At 66.9% G+C, this 24,698-nt stretch carries 24 protein-coding genes; 8 read left to right on the forward strand and 16 right to left on the reverse strand.

Annotated features, from left to right (window positions below; translation table 11 throughout):
* Positions 1–71: 71 nt before the first annotated feature.
* The 6 genes from KXS11_RS07670 to KXS11_RS07695 all read right to left on the reverse strand — a co-directional run bounded on the left by KXS11_RS07670 (position 72) and on the right by KXS11_RS07695 (position 8,043).
* Complete coding sequence (locus KXS11_RS07670; RefSeq protein WP_437384971.1) at positions 72–581, reverse strand: hypothetical protein; 510 nt, start codon at positions 579–581, stop codon at positions 72–74.
* A gap of 169 nt (positions 582–750) precedes the next feature.
* Positions 751–1,539, reverse strand: coding sequence for an aquaporin Z (gene aqpZ / locus KXS11_RS07675; protein WP_437384972.1), 789 nt, complete (start codon positions 1,537–1,539; stop codon positions 751–753).
* A gap of 149 nt (positions 1,540–1,688) precedes the next feature.
* Positions 1,689–2,342 carry a GntR family transcriptional regulator gene (locus KXS11_RS07680; RefSeq protein WP_437384973.1) on the reverse strand — a complete coding sequence of 218 codons (654 nt, stop codon included), beginning with the start codon at positions 2,340–2,342 and terminating at the stop codon, positions 1,689–1,691.
* Between the two features lie 31 nt (positions 2,343–2,373).
* On the reverse strand, positions 2,374–3,795 hold the full coding sequence (locus KXS11_RS07685; RefSeq protein WP_437384974.1) for a mechanosensitive ion channel domain-containing protein: 1,422 nt from the start codon (positions 3,793–3,795) through the stop codon (positions 2,374–2,376).
* Positions 3,792–5,981, reverse strand: a complete 2,190-nt coding sequence (locus KXS11_RS07690; protein WP_437384975.1) for an adenylate/guanylate cyclase domain-containing protein — start codon at positions 5,979–5,981, stop codon at positions 3,792–3,794. Before KXS11_RS07690 ends, KXS11_RS07685 begins: the two co-directional genes overlap by 4 nt.
* A 166-nt stretch (positions 5,982–6,147) precedes the next feature.
* The gene (locus KXS11_RS07695; protein WP_437384976.1) at positions 6,148–8,043 is read right to left on the reverse strand and encodes an ABC transporter ATP-binding protein; all 1,896 of its coding nucleotides are present in this window, start codon (positions 8,041–8,043) and stop codon (positions 6,148–6,150) included.
* Positions 8,044–8,291: 248 nt separating this feature from the next.
* Here KXS11_RS07695 and KXS11_RS07700 point away from each other — a divergent pair, with 248 nt between their 5' ends.
* Complete coding sequence (locus KXS11_RS07700) at positions 8,292–9,278, forward strand: DUF559 domain-containing protein (protein WP_437384977.1); 987 nt, start codon at positions 8,292–8,294, stop codon at positions 9,276–9,278.
* Between the two features lie 93 nt (positions 9,279–9,371).
* Here KXS11_RS07700 and KXS11_RS07705 read toward each other — a convergent pair whose 3' ends face one another.
* The 3 genes from KXS11_RS07705 to KXS11_RS07715 all read right to left on the reverse strand — a co-directional run bounded on the left by KXS11_RS07705 (position 9,372) and on the right by KXS11_RS07715 (position 12,912).
* Entirely contained in the window at positions 9,372–10,346 is a 975-nt protein-coding gene (locus KXS11_RS07705) for a carbohydrate ABC transporter permease (RefSeq protein ID WP_437384978.1), read from the reverse strand.
* A complete protein-coding gene (locus KXS11_RS07710) occupies positions 10,343–11,476 on the reverse strand; it encodes a carbohydrate ABC transporter permease (RefSeq protein WP_437384979.1) in 1,134 nt (377 codons plus the stop codon). The genes KXS11_RS07705 and KXS11_RS07710 overlap by 4 nt, the downstream gene beginning before the upstream one ends.
* Positions 11,477–11,604: 128 nt before the next feature.
* Complete coding sequence (locus KXS11_RS07715) at positions 11,605–12,912, reverse strand: ABC transporter substrate-binding protein (protein WP_437384980.1); 1,308 nt, start codon at positions 12,910–12,912, stop codon at positions 11,605–11,607.
* Between the two features lie 301 nt (positions 12,913–13,213).
* Between KXS11_RS07715 and KXS11_RS07720 the strand changes: the two genes are divergently transcribed.
* From KXS11_RS07720 to KXS11_RS07745, 6 genes are all read left to right on the forward strand, one after another.
* Positions 13,214–14,263, forward strand: a complete 1,050-nt coding sequence (locus tag KXS11_RS07720) for a LacI family DNA-binding transcriptional regulator (RefSeq protein WP_437384981.1) — start codon at positions 13,214–13,216, stop codon at positions 14,261–14,263.
* 197 nt (positions 14,264–14,460) lie between these two features.
* A complete protein-coding gene (locus tag KXS11_RS07725; protein ID WP_437384982.1) occupies positions 14,461–14,745 on the forward strand; it encodes a lactococcin 972 family bacteriocin in 285 nt (94 codons plus the stop codon).
* A gap of 185 nt (positions 14,746–14,930) precedes the next feature.
* Positions 14,931–15,344 carry a hypothetical protein gene (locus tag KXS11_RS07730; RefSeq protein ID WP_437384983.1) on the forward strand — a complete coding sequence of 138 codons (414 nt, stop codon included), beginning with the start codon at positions 14,931–14,933 and terminating at the stop codon, positions 15,342–15,344.
* Positions 15,337–16,365: a peptidoglycan-binding domain-containing protein gene (locus KXS11_RS07735; RefSeq protein WP_437384984.1), complete on the forward strand. Its 1,029-nt coding sequence runs from the start codon at positions 15,337–15,339 to the stop codon at positions 16,363–16,365. The genes KXS11_RS07730 and KXS11_RS07735 overlap by 8 nt, the downstream gene beginning before the upstream one ends.
* Positions 16,356–16,982 carry an ATP-binding cassette domain-containing protein gene (locus KXS11_RS07740; protein WP_437384985.1) on the forward strand — a complete coding sequence of 209 codons (627 nt, stop codon included), beginning with the start codon at positions 16,356–16,358 and terminating at the stop codon, positions 16,980–16,982. The genes KXS11_RS07735 and KXS11_RS07740 overlap by 10 nt, the downstream gene beginning before the upstream one ends.
* A gap of 95 nt (positions 16,983–17,077) precedes the next feature.
* Positions 17,078–18,037, forward strand: coding sequence for a hypothetical protein (locus tag KXS11_RS07745; protein WP_437384986.1), 960 nt, complete (start codon positions 17,078–17,080; stop codon positions 18,035–18,037).
* A gap of 5 nt (positions 18,038–18,042) precedes the next feature.
* Here KXS11_RS07745 and KXS11_RS07750 read toward each other — a convergent pair whose 3' ends face one another.
* From KXS11_RS07750 to KXS11_RS07770, 5 genes are all read right to left on the reverse strand, one after another.
* Positions 18,043–19,329 (reverse strand): MFS transporter, encoded by a 1,287-nt coding sequence (locus KXS11_RS07750; protein WP_437384987.1) that lies wholly within the window; start codon positions 19,327–19,329, stop codon positions 18,043–18,045.
* The gene (locus KXS11_RS07755) at positions 19,326–19,787 is read right to left on the reverse strand and encodes a MarR family winged helix-turn-helix transcriptional regulator (RefSeq protein ID WP_437384988.1); all 462 of its coding nucleotides are present in this window, start codon (positions 19,785–19,787) and stop codon (positions 19,326–19,328) included. The genes KXS11_RS07750 and KXS11_RS07755 overlap by 4 nt, the downstream gene beginning before the upstream one ends.
* Positions 19,788–20,431: 644 nt before the next feature.
* Positions 20,432–20,818 carry a 50S ribosomal protein L7/L12 gene (gene rplL / locus KXS11_RS07760; RefSeq protein WP_064294533.1) on the reverse strand — a complete coding sequence of 129 codons (387 nt, stop codon included), beginning with the start codon at positions 20,816–20,818 and terminating at the stop codon, positions 20,432–20,434.
* 77 nt (positions 20,819–20,895) lie between these two features.
* A complete protein-coding gene (gene rplJ, locus KXS11_RS07765) occupies positions 20,896–21,414 on the reverse strand; it encodes a 50S ribosomal protein L10 (RefSeq protein WP_437384989.1) in 519 nt (172 codons plus the stop codon).
* Between the two features lie 314 nt (positions 21,415–21,728).
* A complete protein-coding gene (locus KXS11_RS07770; protein ID WP_437384990.1) occupies positions 21,729–22,130 on the reverse strand; it encodes an SIP domain-containing protein in 402 nt (133 codons plus the stop codon).
* A 93-nt stretch (positions 22,131–22,223) separates the two neighbouring features.
* Between KXS11_RS07770 and KXS11_RS07775 the strand changes: the two genes are divergently transcribed.
* Positions 22,224–23,381, forward strand: a complete 1,158-nt coding sequence (locus KXS11_RS07775; RefSeq protein WP_437385489.1) for an AAA family ATPase — start codon at positions 22,224–22,226, stop codon at positions 23,379–23,381.
* A gap of 83 nt (positions 23,382–23,464) precedes the next feature.
* Here the strand turns inward: KXS11_RS07775 and KXS11_RS07780 are convergent, their stop codons facing one another.
* Together KXS11_RS07780 and KXS11_RS07785 are read right to left on the reverse strand one after the other, a co-directional pair.
* The gene (locus KXS11_RS07780; RefSeq protein ID WP_437384992.1) at positions 23,465–23,875 is read right to left on the reverse strand and encodes a DUF5684 domain-containing protein; all 411 of its coding nucleotides are present in this window, start codon (positions 23,873–23,875) and stop codon (positions 23,465–23,467) included.
* Between the two features lie 115 nt (positions 23,876–23,990).
* On the reverse strand, positions 23,991–24,668 hold the full coding sequence (locus KXS11_RS07785; protein ID WP_437384993.1) for a M15 family metallopeptidase: 678 nt from the start codon (positions 24,666–24,668) through the stop codon (positions 23,991–23,993).
* Positions 24,669–24,698: the final 30 nt, after the last annotated feature.

Raw genomic sequence — 24,698 nt, forward strand, 5'->3', positions numbered from 1 at the left:
GTCCAGCGGACGACGACCCTCATCGGCCGGTTCGACGCGTCGCGTCGGGCCGGCCGATCGTCGTCAGCCGATCAGTCCTCGTCGGACCCGGTCTCGCCCGAGGCGCTCCGGAACCGGTCGAGCGCGATCGCCACGAGCTCGGGCGCCGACAGGTGGGTGTCCTGCATGAGGTCGGACAGCACCTCGGAGGCTCGCCCGCTCAGCGTGAGCTGCACGCTCGAGGAGCGGTCCTCGTCGACCCCACTGAGCGAGCGTCGACGCTCACCGAGGCTGAGGACGGCGGAGCGCAGGTAGGTTCGGCTCGCGACGGTGTCGATCTCCCATCGGCCCGACTGGCGCGTCGCGATGACGTTGCCCCGGCGGATGTTCGTCATGAGCGAAGCGCGGCTCACGTGCAGCCGTGCGGCGAGCTCCGCGGTGCGAACGGGCGTCGGGAGGTCGTCGATGAAGTCCTGCACGAGCGCCTCCTGCAGGAGCTCCCAGGCGACGGCCTGGGGCAGTGGCCCGCTCGACTCCCCACCGTCCGGGTACCGCGGAGAACCCCCTGCGGTCGCGGGGGCGTCGGCTTCAGTCATCGTCATCGCCCCTCCAAGGATGTGGCGTTCGAACTCCCAGCTTGCTCGGTCTTCCAACAATCCGCGTCCCCCAAAGCGGGTTGCCCGCGTTCGCGGGGTGCGCGGGGCAGAACGACGACGCGCCCCGTCCACCGGGCGGTGGGCGGGGCGCGTCGGGATGACGACGATCAGGGGATCAGCGGTTCGCGACCGGCTTCGACACGACGGGCTTCGTGCCGTCGAACAGGAGCTTGTAGCTGAACCCGGCGATGAGGGCGCCGATGATCGGGAACACGATGAACACCCACACCTGCGCCAGCCAGTCGCCGCCACCGAAGATCGCCGTCGCGATGGAGCGTGCCGGGTTGATCGAGGCGTTGTCGATCGGGATGGCGATGAGCAGGAGCAGGGTCAGCGTGCCACCGATGGCGATCGGTGCGAAGCCTGCCGTCGCACGGGTGTGCGTGACCCCGAGGATGACGAACAGGAACAGTGCGGTGATGATGACCTCGATGACGATCGCGGAGCTGAGTCCGAAGCCACCGGGCGAGAGCTCGCCGAAACCGTTCGAGACGAATCCGCCGGCGACGGCCGCGTCGAGGAAGCCGGCCGGGCCGCCCGAGGCGAGACCGAAGACCGCGAGCGCACCGAGGAAGGCGCCAACGAGCTGCGCGACGATGTAGGTCCAGGTCGCCCGCCACGGGAAGCGTCCCGCCGCAGCGAGGCCGAGCGTGACGGCGGGGTTGAAGTGGCCGCCGGAGATCGGACCGAACGCGTAGGCGCCGATGGTGACGGTGAGGCCGAGGGCGATCGCGACGCCGAGGAAGCCGACGCCCAGCGGGTTCGACACCTCGTCGCCGAAGGCCGCCGAGAACGTCGCCGTGCCGACGAGGCCGAACACGAGCAGGAAGGTGCCGGCGAGCTCGGCGATCAACTGGGCGGCGGTGGTGGGGACGGGTGCTGGTGGGATCTCTGGGGACGACATCTGGACTCATCTCGCTTTCGCAGGAACAACGGCAACATCAGGAACGCGGTCATCCGACCGACGACCGCGTCCTCTGCAGACTATTGCCTGGGAATGCGGTGTGAACAGCGTTCTGCGCAGTGTTTCCTCGGATTTCGGCGAAATGAGCGTCAGTTCAGTGGCGTCTGCAGCCGGAACACATGCTCGATCGCGAGTTCGGCGGCCACGGCGTCACCGTTCGCGATGGCCGTCCGGAGGTGCGGATACCCGACCGCCAGATCATCCCACGCGGTCGTCTCACCCGATCGGGTCACCGAGAGCCGGTAGATGAGGGCACCGATCACATCCTTCGTGGTGCGCACGAGGATGGGGTTCTGGCAGTGCGCGAGGAATCGATCCACGAGTCCCCAGACGCTCCGCCCGTGCCCATCGGCGTCGCGAGCCTCCACGGTCGCCAGGGTGTGCTCGACGAACGCGATGAGCTCGGCCCGCTGACCGGCGTCGAGGGTGGGCACGGTCACCCGCACGACACCGCTGACCAGGGCGCCCACGGTCTGCAGCACAGCCGTCCGATCCTCGGACCTCGGCTGCGCGACCCTGGTGTAGCGCTGCGGGGCCATCTCGACGAGCCCCACCCGTTCGAGCTCGTGCAAGGCTTCACGGACCGGCGTCCGCGAGACACCGAGCCAGTCCTGCAACTCCTGATCGATGAGCAGCTCGCCGGGCTGCAGCGTGCCGTCGTAGATGGCCGCTCGGATGCGATCCGCGGTCGACTGCCGGAGCGGGACGCGGGGCGCCGTGGGATGTCCTCCGGGGATCGGCATGCGTCTCGCTCTCGTTCGTCCGGCGCGCCGGCTACCGGCCGATCGTACCGCGCAGGACCCCAGCCTCGGCCAGCGCAGCCTGCGCCTGCTTGTGCTTGTTGTCGATGGAGGCGCCGATCTCCTGGGCCAGCCGAGGTTTCGTCCGGACCAGGTCGTCGATGGTCGCGAGCGGCATGCGCAGGATCAGCGTGGTCCCGTCGGCGATCGCCGCAGCCATCGCGACCTCCCGCGTGAGCGCGGTCTGCCCGATGAAGTCGCCGGCGTCGAGGCGTTGGAAGGTGATCAGCCCGTCGCTCGTCGGCACCGCGAGGTGCACGCCACCCTCGACGAGGAAACGCATCGCGCCCGGGATGGTGCCGGCCTGCTGGACCGTCTCCCCCGGACCGTAGCGTTCGAGCGTGCAGGAGGCGGCGAGGGCGTCGTAGTCGGTCTCTCTCGCGTGCAAGGTCGGCGCGATCGAGGCGATCGCCTCGCGCAGGCGTTCCGGCGTGGCGATCGGGTCCGAGTTGTCGCCGTCGAGGGCCAGACCGCGTCGACGGGCCGCGTACCAGAGCCAGGAACGGAAGAGCGCGACGGCCGCGTCCGAGGCGGACGGGCCGGTCACGGGCAGCGTCACCGAGTAGGCGGCGGCACCGAGGTACGACGCCGACGGACGGTCGCCCGGTTCGAGCAGGGGCAGACCCGACGCCACATCGCGCAGCAGGCGCAGGACGTCGTCGGGCGGGTCGTCGGTGGAGAACTTCACCTCGAGACTGGCCGTGTACGCGCCCACCGGCTGGCTGAGGTTGCGGAACGACGAGGTCGCGAGCGCGGCGTTCGGGACGATCTGGATGCCGTTGCCGGTGTCGAGGTGCACCGCCCGCCAGTTCACCTCGACGACCCGGCCTCGCACGCTGCCCGTGTCGAGCCAGTCACCCAGTTTGAACGGCTGCTCGAACAGCAGCAGCAGTCCCGAGATCACCCCACCGACGGCGTTCTGCAGTGCGAGGCCGATGACGATGGACGTGACGCCGAGGGCGGTGATGAGGCCGCCGATGTCGGCACCCCACACCCACGAGAACAGGATCGCGAGACCGACGAGGATGAGCGCGAGCCGCGCGAGGTCGACGAAGATCGACGGGATCCGGCTCCGCCACGTGCCCTCCTCCGCGTTGCTGAACAGGGCGACGTTGAAGGCCGACAGGATCAGCAGGATGACGAGGAACCCGAGGAGCGTCCCGATGATGCGCACCCAGGTCGCATCGTCTGAGCGGGCGGTGGCGAGCACGATGAGCCCGAACACCGCACCGACCGGCACGACGTAGTTGCGCATGAGGCGCACGGGCTTCGCTGCGGCACTGCGGCGCCGGACGAGGGTTCCGAGCAGTTCCGTGAGCACGATGAGGAGGACCGGGATGCCGATCGCCAGACCGAGCGCCCAGGGGAACCACGGCTCCTGCCAGACCTCGGTCATGACTTCGCCCCGGAGACGACGCGCCACACGGCCTGTTCGCCCTCTCGGGTCTCGACCGTCCCTGCCGGCTCGAACGTCACGGTGTCCTGCATCCGGTCGCGGACGCGTTCGCTGACGAAGATGCCGGGCTGGCCGGACACCGACTGCACCCGGTTGGCCAAACTCACGGCATCACCCCACATGTCGTAGGCCATACTCGTGCGGCCGACGAGACCGCTCGTCACGATACCGGCGTCGACGCCGACCCGGAGCGTCAGGCTCGCCTTGTGCTGGGCGTTGAAGCGGTCGACGATCGTCCGCATCTCGAGGGCGAAGTCGAGCGTGCGACGGACGTTGTCGACGCGCGGCACGATCAGCCCGCAACTGGCCAGATAGCCCTCGCGCAGCGTGCGCACCTGCTCGATGCCGAGCCGTTCGGCGGCCTCGTCGAAGCTGCGGACGAGGTCGTTGAGGAGGGCCAGCTCACGCTCGGAGTCGAGCCCTCTCGTCAGGTCGTCGAAGCCCACGAGGTCCGCGAAGATGACCGACACGTCCTGGTGCACCTCGGAGATCGTCTCTTCGCCGTCCTTGTAGCGTTTCGCCACCGACGCCGGCATGAGTGTGAGGAGGAGCTTCTCGTTCTCCGCGCGTTGTTCGTCGATGAGCTCCTGCTTCAGACGCAGGCTCCGGCTCATGTCGTTGAACGCAGAGCCGAGATCGCCGAACTCGTCCCGTCGGTTGTTCGGCACCTCCGTGGAGTAGTCGCCGCCGGCAACCCGACGCACCGCACCGACGAGGGCCCGGACGGGTCGTGCGAACACCTGGGCGAGGGCGAGCGACAGCAGCGAGACCACCACGATGATGGCGAGCACCGAGATGATGAGGTTCCGCGTGAAGTCGGTGACCGGTGCGAACGCCTCCGACGCGTCGATCCGGGCGACGAGCACCCACTGCAGGCCGTCGATGTCGAGTGGCGTGTAGGCGGTGAGGTTCTCACCACCGAGGTAGCCGGGCCCGATGAGCGTGCCGGTCTCCCCCGCCAGCGCACGCTCGACCGATGCGGTCCTGACCGGTTGGATCTCGATCGTGCCCTCGACCTCCACCGCCCGCTGCGCATCCTGGGGCGGCGTGCCGGCCGCGACGGACCGCTTCAGATACGCCTTCGGGTCCTCGATGAGGAGGCGGGAGTTCGACCGCATCAATTCGTCCGGACCGGCGAGGTACGTCTCCCCGGTCTCGCCGAGGCCGTCCTGCTTCCAGTCGCCGTCGCTCGTCATGATCCTGTTGATCTGATCGATGGGCACCTGCAGTGCCATGACGCCGTCGATCTGTCCGTTCTGGCCGACCGGCGAGAAGATCCACTGCGTGGGCACGTTGAGCGAGGGCTGGTAGCGCTCGAAGTCGGTGATCGCCGTGTAGTCGACCGCGTTGGAGCGCATGGCGGCGGTGAAGCCGCTCTCGAGGACGCCGCCCTTGTACGGCCCCGTCAGCACGTTGGTGCCGAGGTCTGGTCCCTTGAACGCGCTGTAGACCACGTCTCCCTCGTCGTCGATGAGGAGCGCGTCCTCGTAGCCGAAGCGGTTGATGATCTCGCGGAAGTAGTCGTTGTAGACCGCATTGACCGAGGACCACGTGCTGCCGTCTCCGGCGTCGTCAACGGTGATCGCGGTGTCGTAGTCGAGGTCCGTGGGCGTGTACGTCGACTGGAGATAGGTCTGCGCGGGGTTCGTCGGGATGAACGCCTTCGGGTCCGCCTCGTCGCCCGTCCGCTCGGCGAGCGCCGGGACGAAGGTGTCGGTGTAGAACGACTCCACCTTCGTCGCCCTCGCAGGGTCCACCGGCTGCTCCTCCAACTCGTGGAACGCGTTGTGGAACCCGTTCATCGCGTCGACGACGGTGGTGCCGCGCGTGTAGACGACGAGCGAGTCCGCGGTCTGCTGGTAGTAGTTCGTGATCTCGCGTGCGCGCGACTCCCGCAGTTCGGTGAGGCGCTCGAACGAGGCCTGCCGCAGGGACTCACTGCCGGAGAGGTACCCGACGATGCCAGTGACGACCGACGCTCCCACGCTGACGAGCAGCAGCATCACGAGCAGCTTCGACTGGATGCTGAACGCCGGCCGACCGAACCGTCCCCGGCCGAGTCCGGCGGTGCGGGCCTTCGACGACGGCGCCGGTGGAATGGGTGGAGCGGTCGGTTCTGCGGTCATCGATGAGTCCCCTACTCGGCACTGCAGCAGTCCTATCCCTCATGCGAGGGACACGATGGGTGTCACTCTAGCCACACCGTTCACAAGCCCACAATGGTTGGACAGCTGGAGTTCACGAGACCGAAACGTCCGTGACGCCTCGCGACTCACGAGCTGCACGGGAGACTCAGACGGTGACGGCCTGCTGCTCGTACAGCGTCGCGTAGACACCGTTCGCCGCGAGCAGCTCCTGGTGGGTGCCCTGCTCGACGATGCGGCCGCCGTCGAGCACGAAGATGACGTCGGCGTGCACGATCGTCGACAGACGGTGCGCGATCGACACCGTCGTCCGGCCACGCGTCGCATCGTCGAGGGCGAGCTGGACGACGCGCTCGGAGATGGTGTCGAGCGCGCTCGTCGCCTCGTCCAGGATGAGCACCTCGGGGTCCTTCAGGAGCACCCTGGCGATCGCGATGCGCTGCTTCTCCCCGCCGGAGATCCGATAGCCGCGCTCGCCGACGATGGTGTCGTAGCCGTCCTCGAACCGCATGACGGAATCGTGGATGTTCGCCGCCCGGCAGGCGGCCTCGAGCTCGGCGAGGGTCGCCTCGGGCTTCGCGTACCGCAGGTTCTCGGCGATCGTGGCGTGGAACAGGTAGGTCTCCTGGCTGACGATGCCGATCCGGGACACGAGCGACGCCTGCGTGACGTCGCGGACGTCGGCTCCCGAGACGGTCACCCGCCCGCCCGACACCTCCTGGAAGCGCGGGATGAGGTACGAGATGGTCGTCTTCCCGGCACCTGAGGGCCCGACGAACGCCGCGAACTGGCCGGGTTCGATGGTGAAGGAGACGCCGTCGAGTGTGGGTGCGGACTCGGGTGTCGCGTCCGCGTACCGGAAGGTGACGTCGTCGAACCGGATCTCCGGCGGGCTGCCCGGCAGCGGCTTCGCGTCTGGACGGTCGGCGATGGTCGGCTTGAGGTCGAGGTACTCGAAGATGCGGGCGAACAGGGCGCCGGAGGTCTGCAGGTCGAGCGCGACCCGCATGACCCCCATGAGCGGGAACAGCAGCCGGGCCTGGATCGTCGTGAACGCGACGATCGCGCCGGCGGTGACGTCGGTCGCGCCGCCCGTGATGAGGTAGCCGGCGACGAGGTACACGATCGCGGGGATGGACGAGAGGAAGATGTTCACCATCGCGAAGAACCACTGGCCGCTCATCGCCTGGCTGACCTGCAGGCGGATCTGGGTGCGGTTCTCGGCGCTGTACCGTTCGACCTCGGTGTCCTGGCGGTTGAAGCTCTTCGCGAGCAGCACGCCGGAGACGCTCAGCGCCTCCTGTGTGATCGCGGTCATCTCCGACAGCGACTCCTGCGTCTTCGTGGCGATGCGTGCCCGCACCTGTCCGACGCGCCGCTGGGCGATCACCAGGATCGGCATGAGGATGAGTGCCACGATCGTGAGCTGCCAGTTGAGGATGAGCATGGCGACGAGGGCGGAGATCACGGTCACGGTGTTCCCCAGAACGCTCGACACCGTGTTGGTGAGGACGTTCGCCACACCGCCGACGTCGTTCTGCAGGCGTGACTGGATGATGCCGGTCTTGGTCCTCGTGAAGAAGCTCAGTTCCATCGCCTGCAGCTGCGAGAACAGCTTGATGCGCAGCGCACCCATGACACTGTTGCCGACCGTTGCGGTGAGGTAGGTCTGCCAGACGCCGAGGAGCGCGGCGATGATGAACAGGGCGACCATGGCGCCGACGATCTCGGCGAGTGCGAGGAGGTTCGGGCTGCCGCCGTCGGTCGGGAAGAGGCCGACGTCGAACGCCTGCTTGACGAGCAGTGGCGGCAGCACCGCGAGGGCTGCGCCGATGACGACGAGCACCATCGTCAGGATGATCTTCGCCTTGAACGGGACGAACAGGGCGACGATGCGCTTGCCGAGGTCGGGGATCTTCGGCGCCTCTGCGTTCAGGGCCTTCTGCGCTGCGGCGTCTCCACCGCTGACGCGCCCGCCGCCGCGTGGCCCGCCGCCGCCTCCACCGCGTGGCCCGCCTCCGCCCCCGCCACCGTGCATGCTCATGTCGCCACCCTATCCCCGACCGCCGTCGCTCCCGCCCCGTTCCCTCCTCGCGCCCGTGGTCATTTCCCTAACTCAGGAACGCCTCGGCGTGGCGGACCCCCTGCCAGAGATAACCACGCGACACGCCGAGCGGTTCCTGAGTTAGGGCGGGAGGTCCAAGGCGCTCCACAGTCGGCCAGGAGAGAGACTTCTCCACAACACTCGGATGTCCACGATCGAGCGCTGACGACGGCGTCCACGATCGAGCCATGACCAGCGCGACAACATTCCTCCGACCGGCGCACGGCATCGCGACCGTGCACCAGTTGCGAGTCCTCGGGCACACGAAGCACACGCTGCGCCTGTCGGTCGAGACGGGGGCGCTCGTCCGCGTCAAGCGTGGTTGGTATGCCGAACCGGACGCTCCACAGCTCTTGGTGCAAGCGGTGCGTATCGGCGGACGGCTGAGCTGCGTCTCGGCCGCCACCTGGTATGGCTGGGCCACACCGCCGGATTCACGCCTTCATGTCGCCCTGCCGCTCAACGCCGCACGGTTGCGGGCATCGGACGACCGACGGAGGCGTCCACCCGCATCCGAACGTGACGACGCGGTGCTGCACTGGGACGATTCGGTCGTGACCCCGGATCGCGGGAGCATCCTTCCGCTCCTCGTCGAGCCGCGACGCAAAGCGGTCGAGCACCTCGTCGAGTGCCAGCATCCGGAGGCGGCCGGCGCGGTACTGGACTCGTTCGCGCATGTGGAGCGGGAGTTCGCCCCCGCGTTGATCTCGTGGATCCGGGCTCTTCCGGCCGGCACCATCGCTCGCCTTCCACGACTCGAATCGGGCTGTCACAGCTTCCTCGAGAGCATTGGCCGGATCCGACTCGAATCGGCTGGAATCGTCGGCTGCCATCAGGTCACGATTCCCGGTGCCGGGAGGGTGGATGAAGTCATCGACGGCTGGCTCGTCATCGAGTGGGATGGCAGAGAGTTCCACGACAACCGCGACGCACACGAGGAGGATCGATGGCGAGACACCCAGCTGGCGATACGCGGCTACCGCGTCCTTCGTTTCACATATCGCATGGTCATGAACGACTGGTACGCGGTCCTCGGTGCCGTCCGCGCAGCGCTTGCCGCTGGCCCGGGCCGCCGTCACGCAGAACCTTCTCCTGCCCTAACTCAGGAACACATACGCGTGTCGGTCCATCCCCGCCTGGTGTCCGCGCGACACGCCGACACGTTCCTGAGTTAGGGCAAAAGGACCTGCACACAGGGAGACACAGATACGCACGGATGCCCCGGGAACCTGGGCTCCCGGGGCATCCACCATCGACGACGCTGTCGATCAGCCCTTCGTCGAACCGGCCAGCAGGCCGCGGACGAAGTACCGCTGCAGCGCGAAGAACACCACGAGCGGCACGAGGATCGACACGAACGCGCCAGCGGTGAGCAGGTGCCACTCGTTCCCTCGGGTACCCGTGATCTCAGCGAGCAGCTTCGTGATCGGTGCGACCTCGCCGTCCGCGAAGATGAGGGCGACCAGGAGGTCGTTCCACACCCACAGGAACTGGAAGATCGCGAAGGAGGCGATCGCCGGCATGGTCAGCGGGAGCACGATGCGGAAGAAGATCTGCCCGTGACCCGCGCCGTCGACGCGGGCAGCCTCGATGACCTCGGCCGGGATCTCCGCCACGAAGTTGTGCAGCAGGAAGATCGCCAAGGGCAACGCGAACATCGTGTGCGCGATCCACACCTGCGCGTACGTGCCGCTCGCGTCCAGCCCCTCGCCCACCTGGAGTCCGAAGATGTTCAGTCCCCGGGAGAACGTGGACAGCAGCGGGACGAGGGCCATCTGGATCGGCACGACCTGCAGTGCGAACACCATGATGAACAGGAAGTTCTTGCCACGGAAGTCGATCCACGCGAACGCGTACGCCGCGAGGCTCGCCACGACGAGCGGGATGAGGGTCGCCGGGACCGCGATGGCGATCGAGTTGATCCACGAACCCGCCAGGTTGAGCGTCGAGTTGCCCGACTGCAGCACCTGGACGTAGTTGTCCATGGTGACCTGGAAGTCGGAGAAGATCGTCCACCACCCGGTGGTCTTCACCTGCTGTTCGGGCCGGAACGAGGACACGAAGAGACCGAAGGTCGGCACGGTCCACAGCACGGCGATGATCACCGCAGCGATGGTCGCCCCGCGACTGGTGAGCCGCTTCTTCGTCCGCTTGCTCGCCCCTTCGAGCCCGCGTTCGCCCTGTTCGAGTTGTTGCTTCGTTGCATCGTCGAGCGGTAGCTCGATCGGAGTGACGGCGCTCATCGGATCTCCCTCTGCTTCTTGATCTGCCGAGCGTTGTAGATGACGATCGGCAGCACGAGGATGAACAGGATGACGGCGAACGCCGCACTCCGCCCGTTCTCGAAGTTCTTGAACTGGGTGTACATCTCGTTCGCGATGACCGAGGTGCCGTTGTTGCCGGCGGTCATGGTGCGGACGATGTCGAACACCTTGAGCGACGCGATCGAGATCGTCGTGACCACGACCACGAGCGAGGAGCGGATGCCGGGGACGATCACGTTCGTGAACCGCTGCCAGGCGTTCGTGCCGTCGAGTTCAGCGGCCTCGATCTGCTCGGTGGGCACGCCCTTGATGGCTGCGGACAGCACGACCATCGCGAAACCGGTCTGCACCCAGATGAGCACGACGATGAGGAACAGCGTGTTCCACGGTTCGTTCTGCAGCCACTGCACCGGTGTCCCACCGAACCACACGACGATCTGGTTGAGCAGACCGATCTGGGTGGCGCCCGCCTCACGGTAGGCGTAGATGAAGCGCCAGATGATCGACGCACCCACGAAGGAGATCGCCATCGGCATGAACACGAGGATCTTGAAGTACTTCTCGCCACGAGACTTGTCGATGAACACGGCGTAGGCCAGCCCGAAGGCCGTCGACAGCGTCGGCACGAGGAGCACCCAGATGATGGTGTTCACGATGGTGCGGATGGCGCTCGGCTGCGTGAACAGCCAGACGAAGTTGTTCAGACCGACGAAGTTCTTGCCCGAGGCGGACATGAACGCGGCGATCGTCGTGCTGATCGTCGGCAGGATGAGGCCGATGAGCAGGAGCAGGAACGCCGGCGCGAGGAAGCCGACGAGCTGGACGAGGTAGCCGACGCCCTTCTTCGACCGGTAGTCGAGGAGGAAGAGCACGCCACCGAGGACGGCGGCGACGGCGGCGGCCCACAGGAACGAGCCGAAGAAGAGGACGACGACGGTCGGGACCACGACGCAGAACGCGAGGCGGATGACCGTGTACTTCGTCCCCTTGCGTGGAGCGATGTCCACGAAGAACAACAACAGCGCCACCACCGCCGCGAAGGCGATGACGACGATCGGGATCTGGGCGAGCGGTGGCAGTCCGCCCAGCCAGTTGAGGAAACCGGACATAGTTAGCCTTTCGAGTACGACGGTGGACCCTGGGTGCCGGACGACCGGCGACACAGCTGAGGCGGAAGCGCCGGAGGATGGTGGTCCTCCGGCGCTCCCGCGCTCAGCTCAGTCGGTACGGCTCACGATCACTCGCTGGAGGGCCAACCGGCTTCGATGTCCTTCAGGACCTGGTCGGTCTCGTCGCCGTTGATCCAGTTGACCATGCCCTTCCAGAAGGTTCCGGCGCCGACGGCACCGGGCATCAGGTCGGACGCGTCGAAGCGGAACGTGGTGTTCTTGTCCTGCAGGATCTCGATCGCCTGGCTGAGGATCGGGGTGGAGGCGTTGGCCGGGTCGAGGCCGTTGTTGGCGGAGATGACGCCGCCGAGCTTGACCCGCTTGTTCGCCCACTCCGGGCTCGAGAGGTATTCCTGAACCTTGACGGTGCTCTCGTCGTCGCTGAACGCGCCGACGATCTCGCCACCACCGGTGACGGCGGTCTCGCCCTCCTTGACGCCGGGGGTCACGAAGGCCCACACGTCACCGTCGGGGGCGACGGTCGCGCCGGCGTCCTCGAGGAAGCCGGAGAAGAACGACGCCTGGTGGTGCAGGGCGCAGGCACCGGACGCGAGTGCCGGAGCGACATCGCCGAACTCGGTCGAGTTGATCGACGTCACGTCACCGAAGCTGGCGTTGACGTAGTCCGGGTTCTTGAGGATCTCGCCGACCGAGTCGAAGGCTTCCTTGATCTTCGGGTCGGTGAACTTCACCTTGTTGGCCACCCAGTCGTCGTAGACGTCGGGGCCCTGCTGGCGGAGCACGAGGTCTTCGACCCAGTCGGTTCCAGGCCAGCCGGAGGCGTCGCCGGAGCCGAAGCCCGCGCACCAGGGTGCCGTTCCGGTCTTCTCCTGGATGGTCTTCGTCAGCGTGAGGAGCTCGTCCCAGGTCTTGGGAACCTCGACGCCCCATTCCGTGAACTTCGCCGGCTGGTACCAGACGAGGCCCTTGACGCTCGCCATGAGCGGAGCACCGTACACGGTGTCGTTGACGGTGCCGTATGCGGCCCAGTCCGTCGACCAGTACTTCTCGATGTTGGCCTTGACGCCGTCAGGTGCGGGCTTCAGGTAGTCGCGCTTCGCGAGGTCGGCCAGCAGGCCGGGCTGCGGGAAGATCGCGAGGTCGGGCGGGTTGCCGCCCTGGGCGCGGATGCCGATCTGCGACTCGAACTCCTTGGAGGACTCGTACTTGATCGTGATGCCGCTCTCCTTCTCGAAGTCGGCCCAGCTCTCCTCGAGCAGCTTCGCCTCCGTGTCGGCGATCGTGCCGTAGATGGTGACGGTCTTGTCGTCGGAGCTGCTGCTGCCGGAACCGCCCGAACAGGCGGTGAGCGCGACGCCCGCGACGGCCAGGACGGCCAGCGGCAGGGCCGTCCGGCGGGTCCGAATGAAACTCATCTGTGTCCTCCTCATTGAGTGCTGCAGGTGGGGACAGCCCCTCAGGATCGGGCTGTTCCGGTGGTGCTCTGGTGCGGAAGCGGTCATGATGCGGAACCGTTTCCATGCGTCAAAGTACGGCAAGCCGCGCCACTTCGCAAGCACGAGAACATAACGAAATAGACAGTGAGAGCGCTCCCACGAGTTTTTCCCAGTCCTGACGCGGAATCGTCACTCCACCGTCATGCGTGTCGGATACGTGCTGGTTCCAGGTTCGTTCCAGATTCGCTATGGTGGTGCTACCCAACGGAGGGAGGCAGGGATGAACGGCGCCATCAGCGATGTCGCGGCCCTCGCCGGCGTCTCCAAAGCGACCGCGTCCCGCGCGCTGACAGGCCGCGGGTACGTCTCAGCAGAGACCCGCGAGCGCGTCGTCCAGGCAGCAGCGACCATCGGCTACGTCGCCTCCCCCATCGCCTCCAGCCTGTCCACCGGGCGCACCCTCGCCATCGGAGTCGTGACCTCGTTCCTCAACCGCTGGTACTTCGGCGAGGTGCTCGAGGGCGCAGAGAGCGCCCTGCGCGCCAGGGGCTACGACCTCACGCTGTACCACCTCCCGCCGGACGCCTCCGAGCGCGCCCGGATCCTCGACTCCTACCTCGCGAACAAGCGCTTCGACGCGATGATCTCGATCGGCATCGAGGCGTCGCAGGACGAGATGACCCGCCTCACCACGAACGGGCGCCCCCTCGTCGCGATCGGTGGCAACATCCGCGGCGGCCACTCGATCAACATCGACGACCAGGCGCTCGGCCGTGAGGCGACGGAGCATCTGATCACCCTCGGCCACACACGGATCGCGCATGTGACCGGGCACGACGCCGAGCTGCAGACCGACACGGTCCACGGCAGGCGGCTCGCAGGCTACCTCGCCGCCATGGGGGACGCCGGCCTGACGAGCGCGGTCCACGTGCTGCCCGCGGTGCACTCGCTTCCCGGCGGTTACGAGGCGGCGGCGCAACTCCTGCGGGACGCCCGCATCAGACCGACGGCGGTGTTCGCCTCCACGGACGAGGTCGCGATCGGCGTCATCATCGCCGCGCGCCGCCTCGGGATCGCGGTGCCGGCGGAGCTGTCGGTCATCGGCATCGACGGACACTCCTATGCCGAGATGTTCGCCCTCACGACCTTCGACCAGCAGCCTCGGGGCCAGGGCGCACAGGCCGTCGAGATCCTGCTCGAAGAGCTCGAGGATCGCCCCCGCGCGCGCGGCACGGCCTCGGACCCGGCCGTCGGTGCCGCGGTCGAGGTGCACTGGCCGACGCGTCTCGTCATCCGCCAGTCGACGACGCGACCCGAGTCCGTCGACTGAGGCCCAAACCATCGACGCACGGGCTGAGCGGAGCACCCTCAGCGCAGCGCTCGGATGACCGTCAGGCCGTGGGTCGCCTCGAAGGTCGAGCCCATTACGATTTTCTCGAATATTCGGTCTTCACATGTGATATCCCAGTGGTCTAATGTGGGATCAGTCGCGGCTCGCGACGATAACCACATCCCTTGGAGTCAACGATGAACCTCCGCAGCATCCTTCTCGGTGCCACTGTCACCGCCGTGCTCGTCCTCGGCGGAGGTGCAGCGGCACATGCCGTCACCCCTCCGGAGGGCGGTTCGTGGAACTACGGCGTATCAGGCCTGTACACCTACTCGAACTATCTGCACGATGCTCGAGTCCACAAGGCGACAGCCTGCGGCGCAGGCTGTGCCACGACCGGGTGGGTCAGCCCTGGCACGTGGGCCAACGCACGGACAGCAAGTGCATTGGGCGGGAACACGGCCTACTACGACGTCCGATAGCTCTGCCCGTGTTCTGTTGTCACAAGGCCCGGATCGGTTCGCATGCGATCCTCGGACTGATCGTCCTCGCAGTCTCCACAGGGTGCGCCGAGTCCGGACCCTCGGCACAGACCGAATCCCGACCGGGGGCGGGAACCTGGCCCGAGGAGATCGCACAGGCGATGGATGCGACGGATTCTGCGGAGGTGAAGGATGCACTTGCAGACGGCGTGGTCTCTGATCGTGAGTACGCAGAGATGACCGCCCGCTATGAGGAGTGCCTGTCAAGCGCGGGTATCACCTTGACCAGCTACGAGTTCGACGGATCCGCCTATCTCCCGCCCGTATCGATGGAGAACGACGAGGCGAACAGGATTGCGTCCGACTGTTCTGAGCGGTCCGGTGAGTACCCGTTGAGCTATTTCTACGTCCAGATGCGAGCGAATCCAGATCACGAGGATCTGGGTCAGGCAATCGTCGATTGCCTGAAACGCGAAGGGCTCGTCGGCTCCGGCTATGGCCTGAAGGACTATCGGGCTGGTGATCTTCCGACGGGAGACGCTGACGCCGCGGTTGTGGCGACCTGCACGATCGATCCCCGCGGCCTGCTCGGTGGCTGACCGGGACGCCCGCCGGACGCTGAGCTGGATCTGGCTGATTGCGACGATGTCCGCCGCGGTCGGAGCGGCGGTATCCGTATCAGTGCTCACGCTCCCTCCCCCTGACCTCAGGGAGCCGGACGACATCTCCTCGGTGCCCGTCGGGACCGACGTCTACGACGATGCTCGAAGCGTGCAGATCTCTGTCGACACCCCAACCGATGTTCCGTTGACCGCTCCGATCTCGGGGCGGGTCACCTCCTTCACGTGTCGCGTCGGTGCGACGCTGTCCTCCGGGGAAACGGCCCTGTCGATCGACGGCACCCCTGCGCTCGCCCTCGCCACAGAAGTACCCCTGTGGCGAGACGTCCTGCTCGACACGACCGGGGACGATGTGCGCGCCCTGCAGACTGAGTTCACTCGCCTCGGCTATCCCTTGGAAACCGATGGCGTAGCCGGCAGGGGCACGCTCGCCGCAGCGAGATCTCTGTTCGCAGGGATCGGCTTGTCGATCGGCGCTGACCGGGTCCCGTCCGACGCTATCGTGTTTCTCCCGTCCGCGATCGCGACCATCGAACACTGCGACGTACCCATCGGATCGGAGGTGCAACGAGGTGAATCATTGGCGACGTTCAAGGCGCCCTCGGCCGTGACCTCACCCGTACAGTTGCCGTCCGACCTCACTCCGGGTGCGCGGGAGATCGTGCTGGGCTCAGTGCGGCTGCCTGTGGGACAGGATGGATCGATGGTGGTTCCGGAAGACGTTGTCGAGGAGATGCACACCGACACACCTGGCGAGGTGACCGGTCCGAGGCGCGTCGACGCGCAGCTCGTGCTGACGGAACCGATCCCGGTATCCGTGGTTCCGCCGAGCGCGTTGTTCTCGGTCGATGGCACGACCGGCTGCGTGGTCTCCGACGGACGGGGTTTCGCCGTGGACATCCTCGGGTCGCGTCTCGGCGAGACGATCGTGCTCTTCCATTCGGAGGCCCCGCCCGCACAGGTCGAGGTGCAACCGAAGTCGGATTCGACGTGCCGGTGACGCTGAGCGGACTCGGACATCGATTCGACGACGGTCCCTGGCTGTTCGAGAACCTCTCGACGATCCTGGTCCCTGGTCGGAGCTACTCCCTGACCGGTCCGTCCGGTTCCGGAAAGAGCACGTTCCTCGCACTGCTCGCAGGGTGGATCACACCGGCCGCCGGCGTTGTACTCGTCCCGACGGGGCTGCGCACGACCTGGGTCTTCCAGAACCCGCATGGGTCGCCCCGGCGGTCGGTCCAGGACCATGTCGCCTTGCCGTACTTGGCTCACGGGTATTCACCTCATGAGGCGGATCGCCTCGCCGTGGCGATGCTCGATCGCGTCGGCTTGAGCGCACGCTCGACGCGGCCCTTTCGAGAGCTCTCGGGCGGAGAAGCCCAACGGCTCATGCTCGCGCGAGGGATGGCGACCGCACCGGACCTTCTCCTCGTGGACGAACCAACGTCCCAGCTCGACCGCGCAACGGCCGCCACGGTCAACCAAGCCATCCCTGCGATCGCCGCCGAGGAGACGATCATCGTCGTGGCGACGCACGACCCCGCCACGCGCGCCGCCTGTTCCGACCACATCACCCTCGGACATCCCGTCGGGACTCCATCGCTGGAGATCTCATGAGGAGATCTTCGATTCTCCGCGAGGCGTGGAGGAATGCGGCGACGGGAACCGCTCGATCAGGCGTCATCGCCTCCGCCGCGATCGCCCTTGCCCTGGTGGCCGGCGGCGCGGACATGATCTCGGTCGGCCAGATGATGCAGCGCGGACAGGAATTCCGGCGGAGCGGCGCAGCCACGACGGTCCTGTTGGCGCCGGGGAGCATCGACGGCCCTCGCTGTGATGCACTCGCGGAGTTGCCCGCAATCGATATGGCGGGAGCCAAGCGGGACTCGACCAGAAAACTGAACCCGATCGTGCTCCCGAGCGCCCCGCTGCCGGTCGATGCTGTCACTCCTGGATTCATCGATGTGGTCGGAGGTACCGTCGACGGCATCGGAGTCCTCCTCGGTCCCGAGGCAAAGGAGACGTTGGGGGCTGAAAGCACCTTCATTCAGACGGCAGCCGGCGCCGTGCGAATCGGTGGCAGCTTCACGTATCCGGACGACGGCCGCCGACCCGGTCTCGCCTATGCGGCGATCGCACCGACCGTCGACGGCGATCCGTTCGACGAGTGCTGGGTCACCAGCTGGCCGCAGAGCGATGTGCGGAGTGCGCTGCTGACCTCGATCCTCGTGAGCCTGCCGATGGAAGACCCACCGGAGATAACGCAGCTGAACACAACGCGCGGCGCGGCCTTCGACGGTCACGAGCTGTTCGCCGGACGGCCCAGTCGGTTCGCCGCCGCACTTGCGACGCTCGGGGGTGCTGCGATCGGATTCATCGGTCTTCGCATCCGCCGGTTGTCGCTCGCCGCCGCACTGCACGCAGGCCTCTCACGGAATTCGCTCTCAGCCATCGTCACCGTCGAGACGGTGATCTGGGGCGCGCCGTTCGCGTTCGTGACGGCGTCCCTGACCATCCTGATTGCCAGAGGCGTCGGTGAGGGCAACTCGGAAGTCGTCATGGTCGGTCTGGCGGCATGCGGTCCAACGTGGGTTGGCGGGCTCGCAGGAGCGATGATCGGAGTCGCCACGATTCAAGAGAAACACCTGTTCCGCTACTTCACGGCCAGATGATCACCCTACGACGCGTCGGCTGCCGTCAGCGCGATGGCCTCGTCGAGCTCGCTCTCGACCGGGCCGTCGACCCGCGCGAGGTGCTTCCGGCCGATCACGACGATGAGGAGCGCGATCAGGAGCGACCCCGCGGCGACGTAGTACGGAGCCGCCGGCGAGATGAGCTTCGCGATCTCCGCAGCGGCCGGCGGCGCGATGGCACCACCGAGGAACCGGACCGACGAGTACGCCGACGACGCGACGTTGCTCGGCAGGTCGGTCGCCTCCATGACGGCCTCCGTGAGCACGGTGTTCATCACACCGAGGAGCAGACCACCGACGACGATGCAGACGATCAGACCGACGGTCGATGCGACGAGCAGCCCGCCAGCGATGAGGTCGAGCGCGAGCAGGGGCAGCACGAGCTTGATCACCGAGGTGCGTCGCATGCGAGCGGTGAGCAGCGGAGCGACGAACACGCTCGTGATCGCGAGCGCGACACCCCAGCCGAAGAAGGTGAAGCCGAGGCCCATGGCGTCGAGTCCGAGCGGGAATGGCGAGTAGGCCAGCAGCGTGAAGAAGCCGATGTTGTAGAACAGCGCGGCGGCCGCGAGGATGCCGAGGGCCGGGATCGTCAACGCCTTGAACGGTGCCGACAGCTTGAGCGGCGCGGGCTTGGGGCCCTCCGTCTTCAGCAGCGTGACGATCGCGATGAACCCGACGGCCATGAGCGTCGCGGTCCCGAAGAACGGCCACTTCCAGCCGATGCCGCCGAGGAGTCCGCCGAGCAGCGGCCCGATCGCGATGCCGAGCCCGAGCGCGGCCTCGTAGAGGATGATCGCGTTCGCCCGCCCACCGGCGGCAGCACCGACGATGGTCGCGAGCGCCGTCGAGATGAAGAGCGCGTTCCCGAGGCCCCAACCGGCACGGAAGCCGATGACGGCGCCGACCGAGTCGGACAGACCGGCGAGCAGCGCGAAGACGACGACGAGGGCGAGACCGATGAGGAGCGTGCGCTTGGCGCCGATGCGACTCGACAGCCAGCTCGTGAACAGCATGGCGACACCGGTGACGAGCAGATAGCTGGTGAAGAGCATCTCCGCCTGCGTGGGCGTGGCCTGGAGGTCCTCCGCGATGGCGGGGAGGATCGGGTCGACGAGGCCGATGCCCATGAAGGCGATGACGCTCGCGAAGGCGACGGCCCAGACGGCCTTCGGCTGGTGCAGGATGCTCCCGAAGCCCCCACCGTGGCCGTGGCCGTGCGCAGCAGCGGTCGACGGGGCGGCGGACTGCGATCTGGTGTCGGCGCTCATGCCGACAGCTCCGAGGCCGTCTCGACGGCGACGCGGGCCTGGATGATCTCGACGGTGCGCGCGATGGCCGCGAGGTCGTCGTCGTCGAGGTCGGTGAAGGCCGGTTCGAGGGCGTCGGTCAGTTCGTCGCGCCAGCCGAGGAGCGCCGCGGTGCCCTTCGGGGCGATGGCGATGAGCCAGGCACGGTGGTCGTCGACGTCGGCGATGCGCTTGATCCAGTCGCGTTCGTCGAGGTTCTGGACGAGTTTCGTCATCGTCGGCTGTGAGACCCGGCTCTGTCGGGCGAGTTCGCCGACGCGGACCGGGCCGAGGGTCGTGAGCACGGAGAGCGTGCGCCAGACGGCTGGGGATTCGGAGGATCCGGTGGCCTGGGCGGCAAGGCGCGTGAGGCGGTGCGACGCCGTGATGAGGTCGCCGAGGATCGTGTGCAGGGGTGAGTGCGTGGTGTTCTCGGTCATGATGCAACCAGTATACATAGCCCAGCTATGCATATCCACCCGCCCCCATCCTGTTCCCCAACTCAGGAAGCCTGCGGCGTGTCGCCGTGAGCGAGCGGGGCCGCGGGGCGACACACCGGGACGTTCCTGAGTTGGGGAGACCGGAGGGGATGGATCGGACGGGTCAGCGCATCCAAGTGGTGAATGACTGGCTGTACCGGATATCCGGCGGGTGGGCGTCGGTCGCCCGCTCCGGTTCGGTGAGGGCGGACGCGAGCTCGGCTCGAATCCAGGCCGCGATGGCACGCCATCGTGCAGTGGTGTTCATGGTGGTGGGTTCTCCCGATTCGGGCACCACACGACGAAGGCGCACGATGTGCGCGGTCGACGATGCGGATGCCTGCGTGAACCGTCGACGAACGTCGTCGACGGGGTGCAGAGCATCCGCGGAGTGGACTCTCGGTCCGGGCATCGCGAGCTGACGGAACAGCTGGCGGTAAACGGACGGAGGGCATCGCCCCCGAACGAATCGGGGGCGATGCCCTCCGATCACGGATGTCTCTGCCGAGTGCGTGGAGCACTCGTCTTCAGGAAATCCGCGATCGTCAGCGATGTCCGACCGGAGTCGGGCATCGGCTCAGTGGTTGTCCCCCGCAGGGGACCGACTACTTGAGCGTGACGGTGGCGCCGGCAGCCTCGAGGGCTTCCTTCGCCTTGTCAGCGGCTTCCTTGTTGGCGCCTTCGAGGACGGCAGCCGGAGCGCCGTCGACGAGAGCCTTGGCCTCGCCGAGGCCGAGCGAGGTGAGCTCGCGGACCGTCTTGATGACCTGGATCTTCTTGTCGCCAGCAGCCTCGAGGATGACGTCGAAGTCGGACTTCTCCTCAACCTCTTCAGCAGCAGCGCCACCGGCAGCAGCCGGGCCGGCAACGGCGACGGGAGCAGCAGCGGTGACCTCGAAGGTCTCCTCGAACAGCTTGACGAACTCGCTGAGCTCGATGAGCGTGAGCTCCTTGAACGCGTTGATCAGTTCTTCGTTTGACAGCTTTGCCATGATTGTTCTCCTTGTTTCATGCCCTGTGCCCGACTACGCGGCGCACAGGTACGGGGTTGATTGTTCGCGGAACCGAATTACTCGGCCGCGGACTCCTGCTTCTCGCGCAGCGCCTCGACCGTGCGAACGGCCTTCGAGAGCGGTGCGTTGAAGAGGTAGGCAGCTCCGAACAGCGAGGCCTTGACGGCGCCGGCGAGCTTCGCCAGCAGCACTTCACGGGACTCGAGGTCGGCGAGCTTCCGAACCTCATCAGCGGTCAGCGGGTTACCGTCGAAGTAACCGCCCTTGACCACGAGGAGAGGGTTTGCCTTGGCGAAGTCGCGGAGACTCTTCGCAACGGCGACAGGGTCACCGTGCACGAATGCGATGGCGGACGGACCGGCGAGCTCGTCGTCGAACGACGTGATGCCGGCGTTGTTCGCCGCAATCTTGGTCAGCGTGTTCTTCACCACGGCGTAGGTTGCGTCCGCACTGATGCTCTTGCGCAGGGTCTTGAGCTGAGCAACAGTGAGGCCGCGGTACTCGGTCAGCAGAACGGCAGTCGAGCTCTGGAACTTCTCCGTGAGTTCGGCAACCGAGGCTTCCTTGTTCGCCATGGCCACTCCTTTTCGAATCTTGAATGCACGCGGCGGAAGCCACATGCACCGACCACCGGAGTGAAGTGTTCAGCACATGAAAAAAGCTCCGGCGCAAGCGCACGGAGCTGGGGAGAGGCGAGCCTCGATCAGATCTTCATACACCTGCGCAGGACGTCTCGTTCATGAGAACCTTCGACTGGCGACGCTTGCACGCACACCAGTAACCGGCGGTCTTTGGTTTCCCCAACGATAACACAACCCGCGAGGGGTCCCAAATGGCCAGTGCGGGTGTGCGCGCACTGACCATTTGGGACCCCTCGCGGGCTGGGGGGTCAGGGGATGGCGATTGATTGGCAGAGGCGGTTGACCCTCGGGTTCGCGTGGCAGCCGATCCAGAGCATGGCGTCGGAACGACCGTCGGGATCTACCCGCACCCACTCGTCGAGCCACGCCTCGATCGCCCTGACGAGCGACTCGCCCTTCGCGGCACCGGCGCCGATGCGCTCCTCACTGCGCCGGGTGTCGCGGCACAGCCAGGTGATGTTCATCCCACCAGGCGCATCGAGGCGTTCGACCTGGATCGGGCCGAAGACCTCGACGAAGACCTGTCCGTAGGCGTCGCACGGAAGACTCGCGAGGAGACCGCGGATGGCGGGGAGGTCGCCGGCATCACCCGCGATGAGTCGAGGGCCGTCCTGGCCGTGCCAGTGGAGGTGCGTCGAACGATCGTGCATACCTCATACATTAGGTTAGCCTTACCTTGTTTCTCAACCGGATCGACGAAGAACCCTGTCTCGATGTCCGCGGCACCAGGCACGATGGGACCCATGCTCCAGACGCTCGCCATCTCCGGGTTCCGATCCATCCGCGACCTCGTGGTGCCGCTCCACGGGCTCGATGTCGTGACCGGCGCGAACGGCAGCGGAAAGTCGAATCTCTACCGCGCGCTGCGTCTGCTCGCGAGTGCCGGCGACGGCAACGTGGTCGGCTCGCTCGCCCGCGACGGCGGACTCGCCTCGACGCTCTGGGCCGGACCGGAGACGATCAGCAGGGCGATGCGCGACGGATCCGTGCCGGTCCAGGGCACTGTCCGCAGCGCGCCGATCAGCCTGCAGCTCGGCTTCGCGACCGACTCGCTCGGCTACCTCCTCGACCTCGGCCGTTCGCTCGAGGGCGGCACCCTGTTCGGCAACGATCCGGCCATCAAGCGGGAACAGATCTTCGCGGGAGCCCTCGCGAAGCCGAGCACGCTCCTCGTCGACCGCAGTGGGCCGGGCGTGCGGGTACGAGACGGCGACTGGCGCAGCATCGGGCGGGCACTCGCCGAGCACGAGAGCATCCTGACGGAGTTCTCCGACGCCGACGCGACACCCGAGGTGCTGCGCGTGCGCGGCCAGGTGCGCGGTTGGCGGTTCTACGACCACTTCCGGACGGATCCGACAGCGCCGGTGCGCTCCCCGCAGGTCGGCACCCGCACCCCTGTCCTCGGCCACACGGGTACCGACCTCGCCGCGGCCCTCGAAACCATCATCGAGTCCGGCGGCCGGGATCGCTTGGACACGGCGATCGACGACGCCTTCCCCGGCAGCGAGCTGCGGGTGCGGGAGGACGACGGCGTCTTCCGCATCGAGCTCCGCCAGCCCGGCATGCTCCGGCCACTCGGTGCCGGAGAACTCTCCGACGGCACCCTGCGCTACCTGCTGCTCATCGCAGCGCTCCTGACTCCTCGTCCGCCCGAGCTCATGATCCTGAACGAACCGGAGACGAGTCTCCACACCGATCTGCTGCCCCGCCTTGCACGACTGATCCTCGCCGCGAAGGAGGACACGCAGATCCTCGTGGTCTCGCATGCGCGCGGACTGATCGACGCCCTGCACGATCATGGAGAGGCCCACGAGCACGAGCTCGTCAAAGAGCTCGGCCAGACCACCCTCGTCGGCCAGGGACTCCTCTCGACGCCGCCCTGGGCCTGGCCCTCGCGTTAAGCCCACGAGTCGCCCGAATACGCGCCGATCTCCGCAGAGAACGCGCACATCCGGGCGACTCAGGGGTGGAGTCGAGTCGGCGACTATCCTCGCGCGAGCTGCTGACCGCGGTAGCGGTCCGAGCCGTAGCTCAGGATGAAGAACCCGATGAGCTGGAACAGGATGAGGCCGAAGATCCGGAACACCGTGCTCTTGTCGTACTGCTTGCCGATGTTCCAGCCGACGAACCAGCCGAAGATGATGTTCACGATCGGGATGAAGTAGAGGATCGTCGCAGCCCCGTGGAAGCCCGCGATCTTGACGATGACGTACCAGTTGTAGATCGGGATGATCGCGGTCCAGCCGGACCGCCCCGACTTGACGAACATGCCCCAGACCGAGGCGACGAACAGCGCGTAGCCGATGAGGCCACCGAAGACGTTGCTCGGCGCGTTCATGAACTCGATGCCCGAGCCCTGGTTGTCGTTCGCCGCGAGGAGGATGGTTTCGAACACGGTGATGGCGCTCCTTGTCGTGATCGCGGTCGATCGACCGCTTTATCCGACGAATGTAGCGCGAAATGGGGCATTCCCGTGGGATCACCGGACGAACCACCCGGTCGTCCCGTCGTCATCCCTCGCTCGCATCGCGGAGCATCGCCGGGCACTCGCCCCCTGGCGTCGTCGACAGTTCGAAGTGCCACATCTCGTTCGCATACGTCTGGCACAGGCCGTAGTCGCTGCCATGCTGACTCAACCAGCTGTTCGCATCGGTCCGTCCGATGTCGACAGCTTCGCCCGTGACGTGCTTGGACCGCTCAGGCGACGCCACATACGCGCTGGCCGCCTCCGTGCTGCCGTACTCGGTGACGGCGGCGTCGAACAGCGCACGCTGATAGTCGGCACTCCGCCAACCGTTGGTGACGATGAACTCCACGCCGTCCGCGGTCGCAGCATCAGCCGCCGCCTGCATGGCGGCGCGCAGGTCCGGGTCGAGGTTCGCGAGCGCCGGCAGCTCGTCCGCGAAGGGTGACACCCCGTCCCCCTCCTCGATGTACCCGTCCTCGACGCCGAACGGTCCGTGCCCCACCGATGCCGGCGGGAGGATCGACGACCCGGCTCCCGACGCGGCGCCGAGTCCACGCGTCGTGTCGAGAGCCAGGAGCACCGCCGCAAACGCCCCGGCGAGGAGGATGCAGACGATCGCCAGGACGCCGACCAGACGTGCTCGCCCTCGGTCTCGGCGGGACGGTGGCGGAGTCGTCCGGGCGCGGACGGCCGGAGTGGCATGAGCGGTCGAGGTGGGCATGGGGGACCTTTCGAGGATCGCGATCCGACC

The sequence above is a fragment of the Plantibacter flavus genome (genome assembly GCF_051487245.1).
GTDB classification, from domain to species: Bacteria; Actinomycetota; Actinomycetes; order Actinomycetales; family Microbacteriaceae; genus Plantibacter; species Plantibacter flavus_B.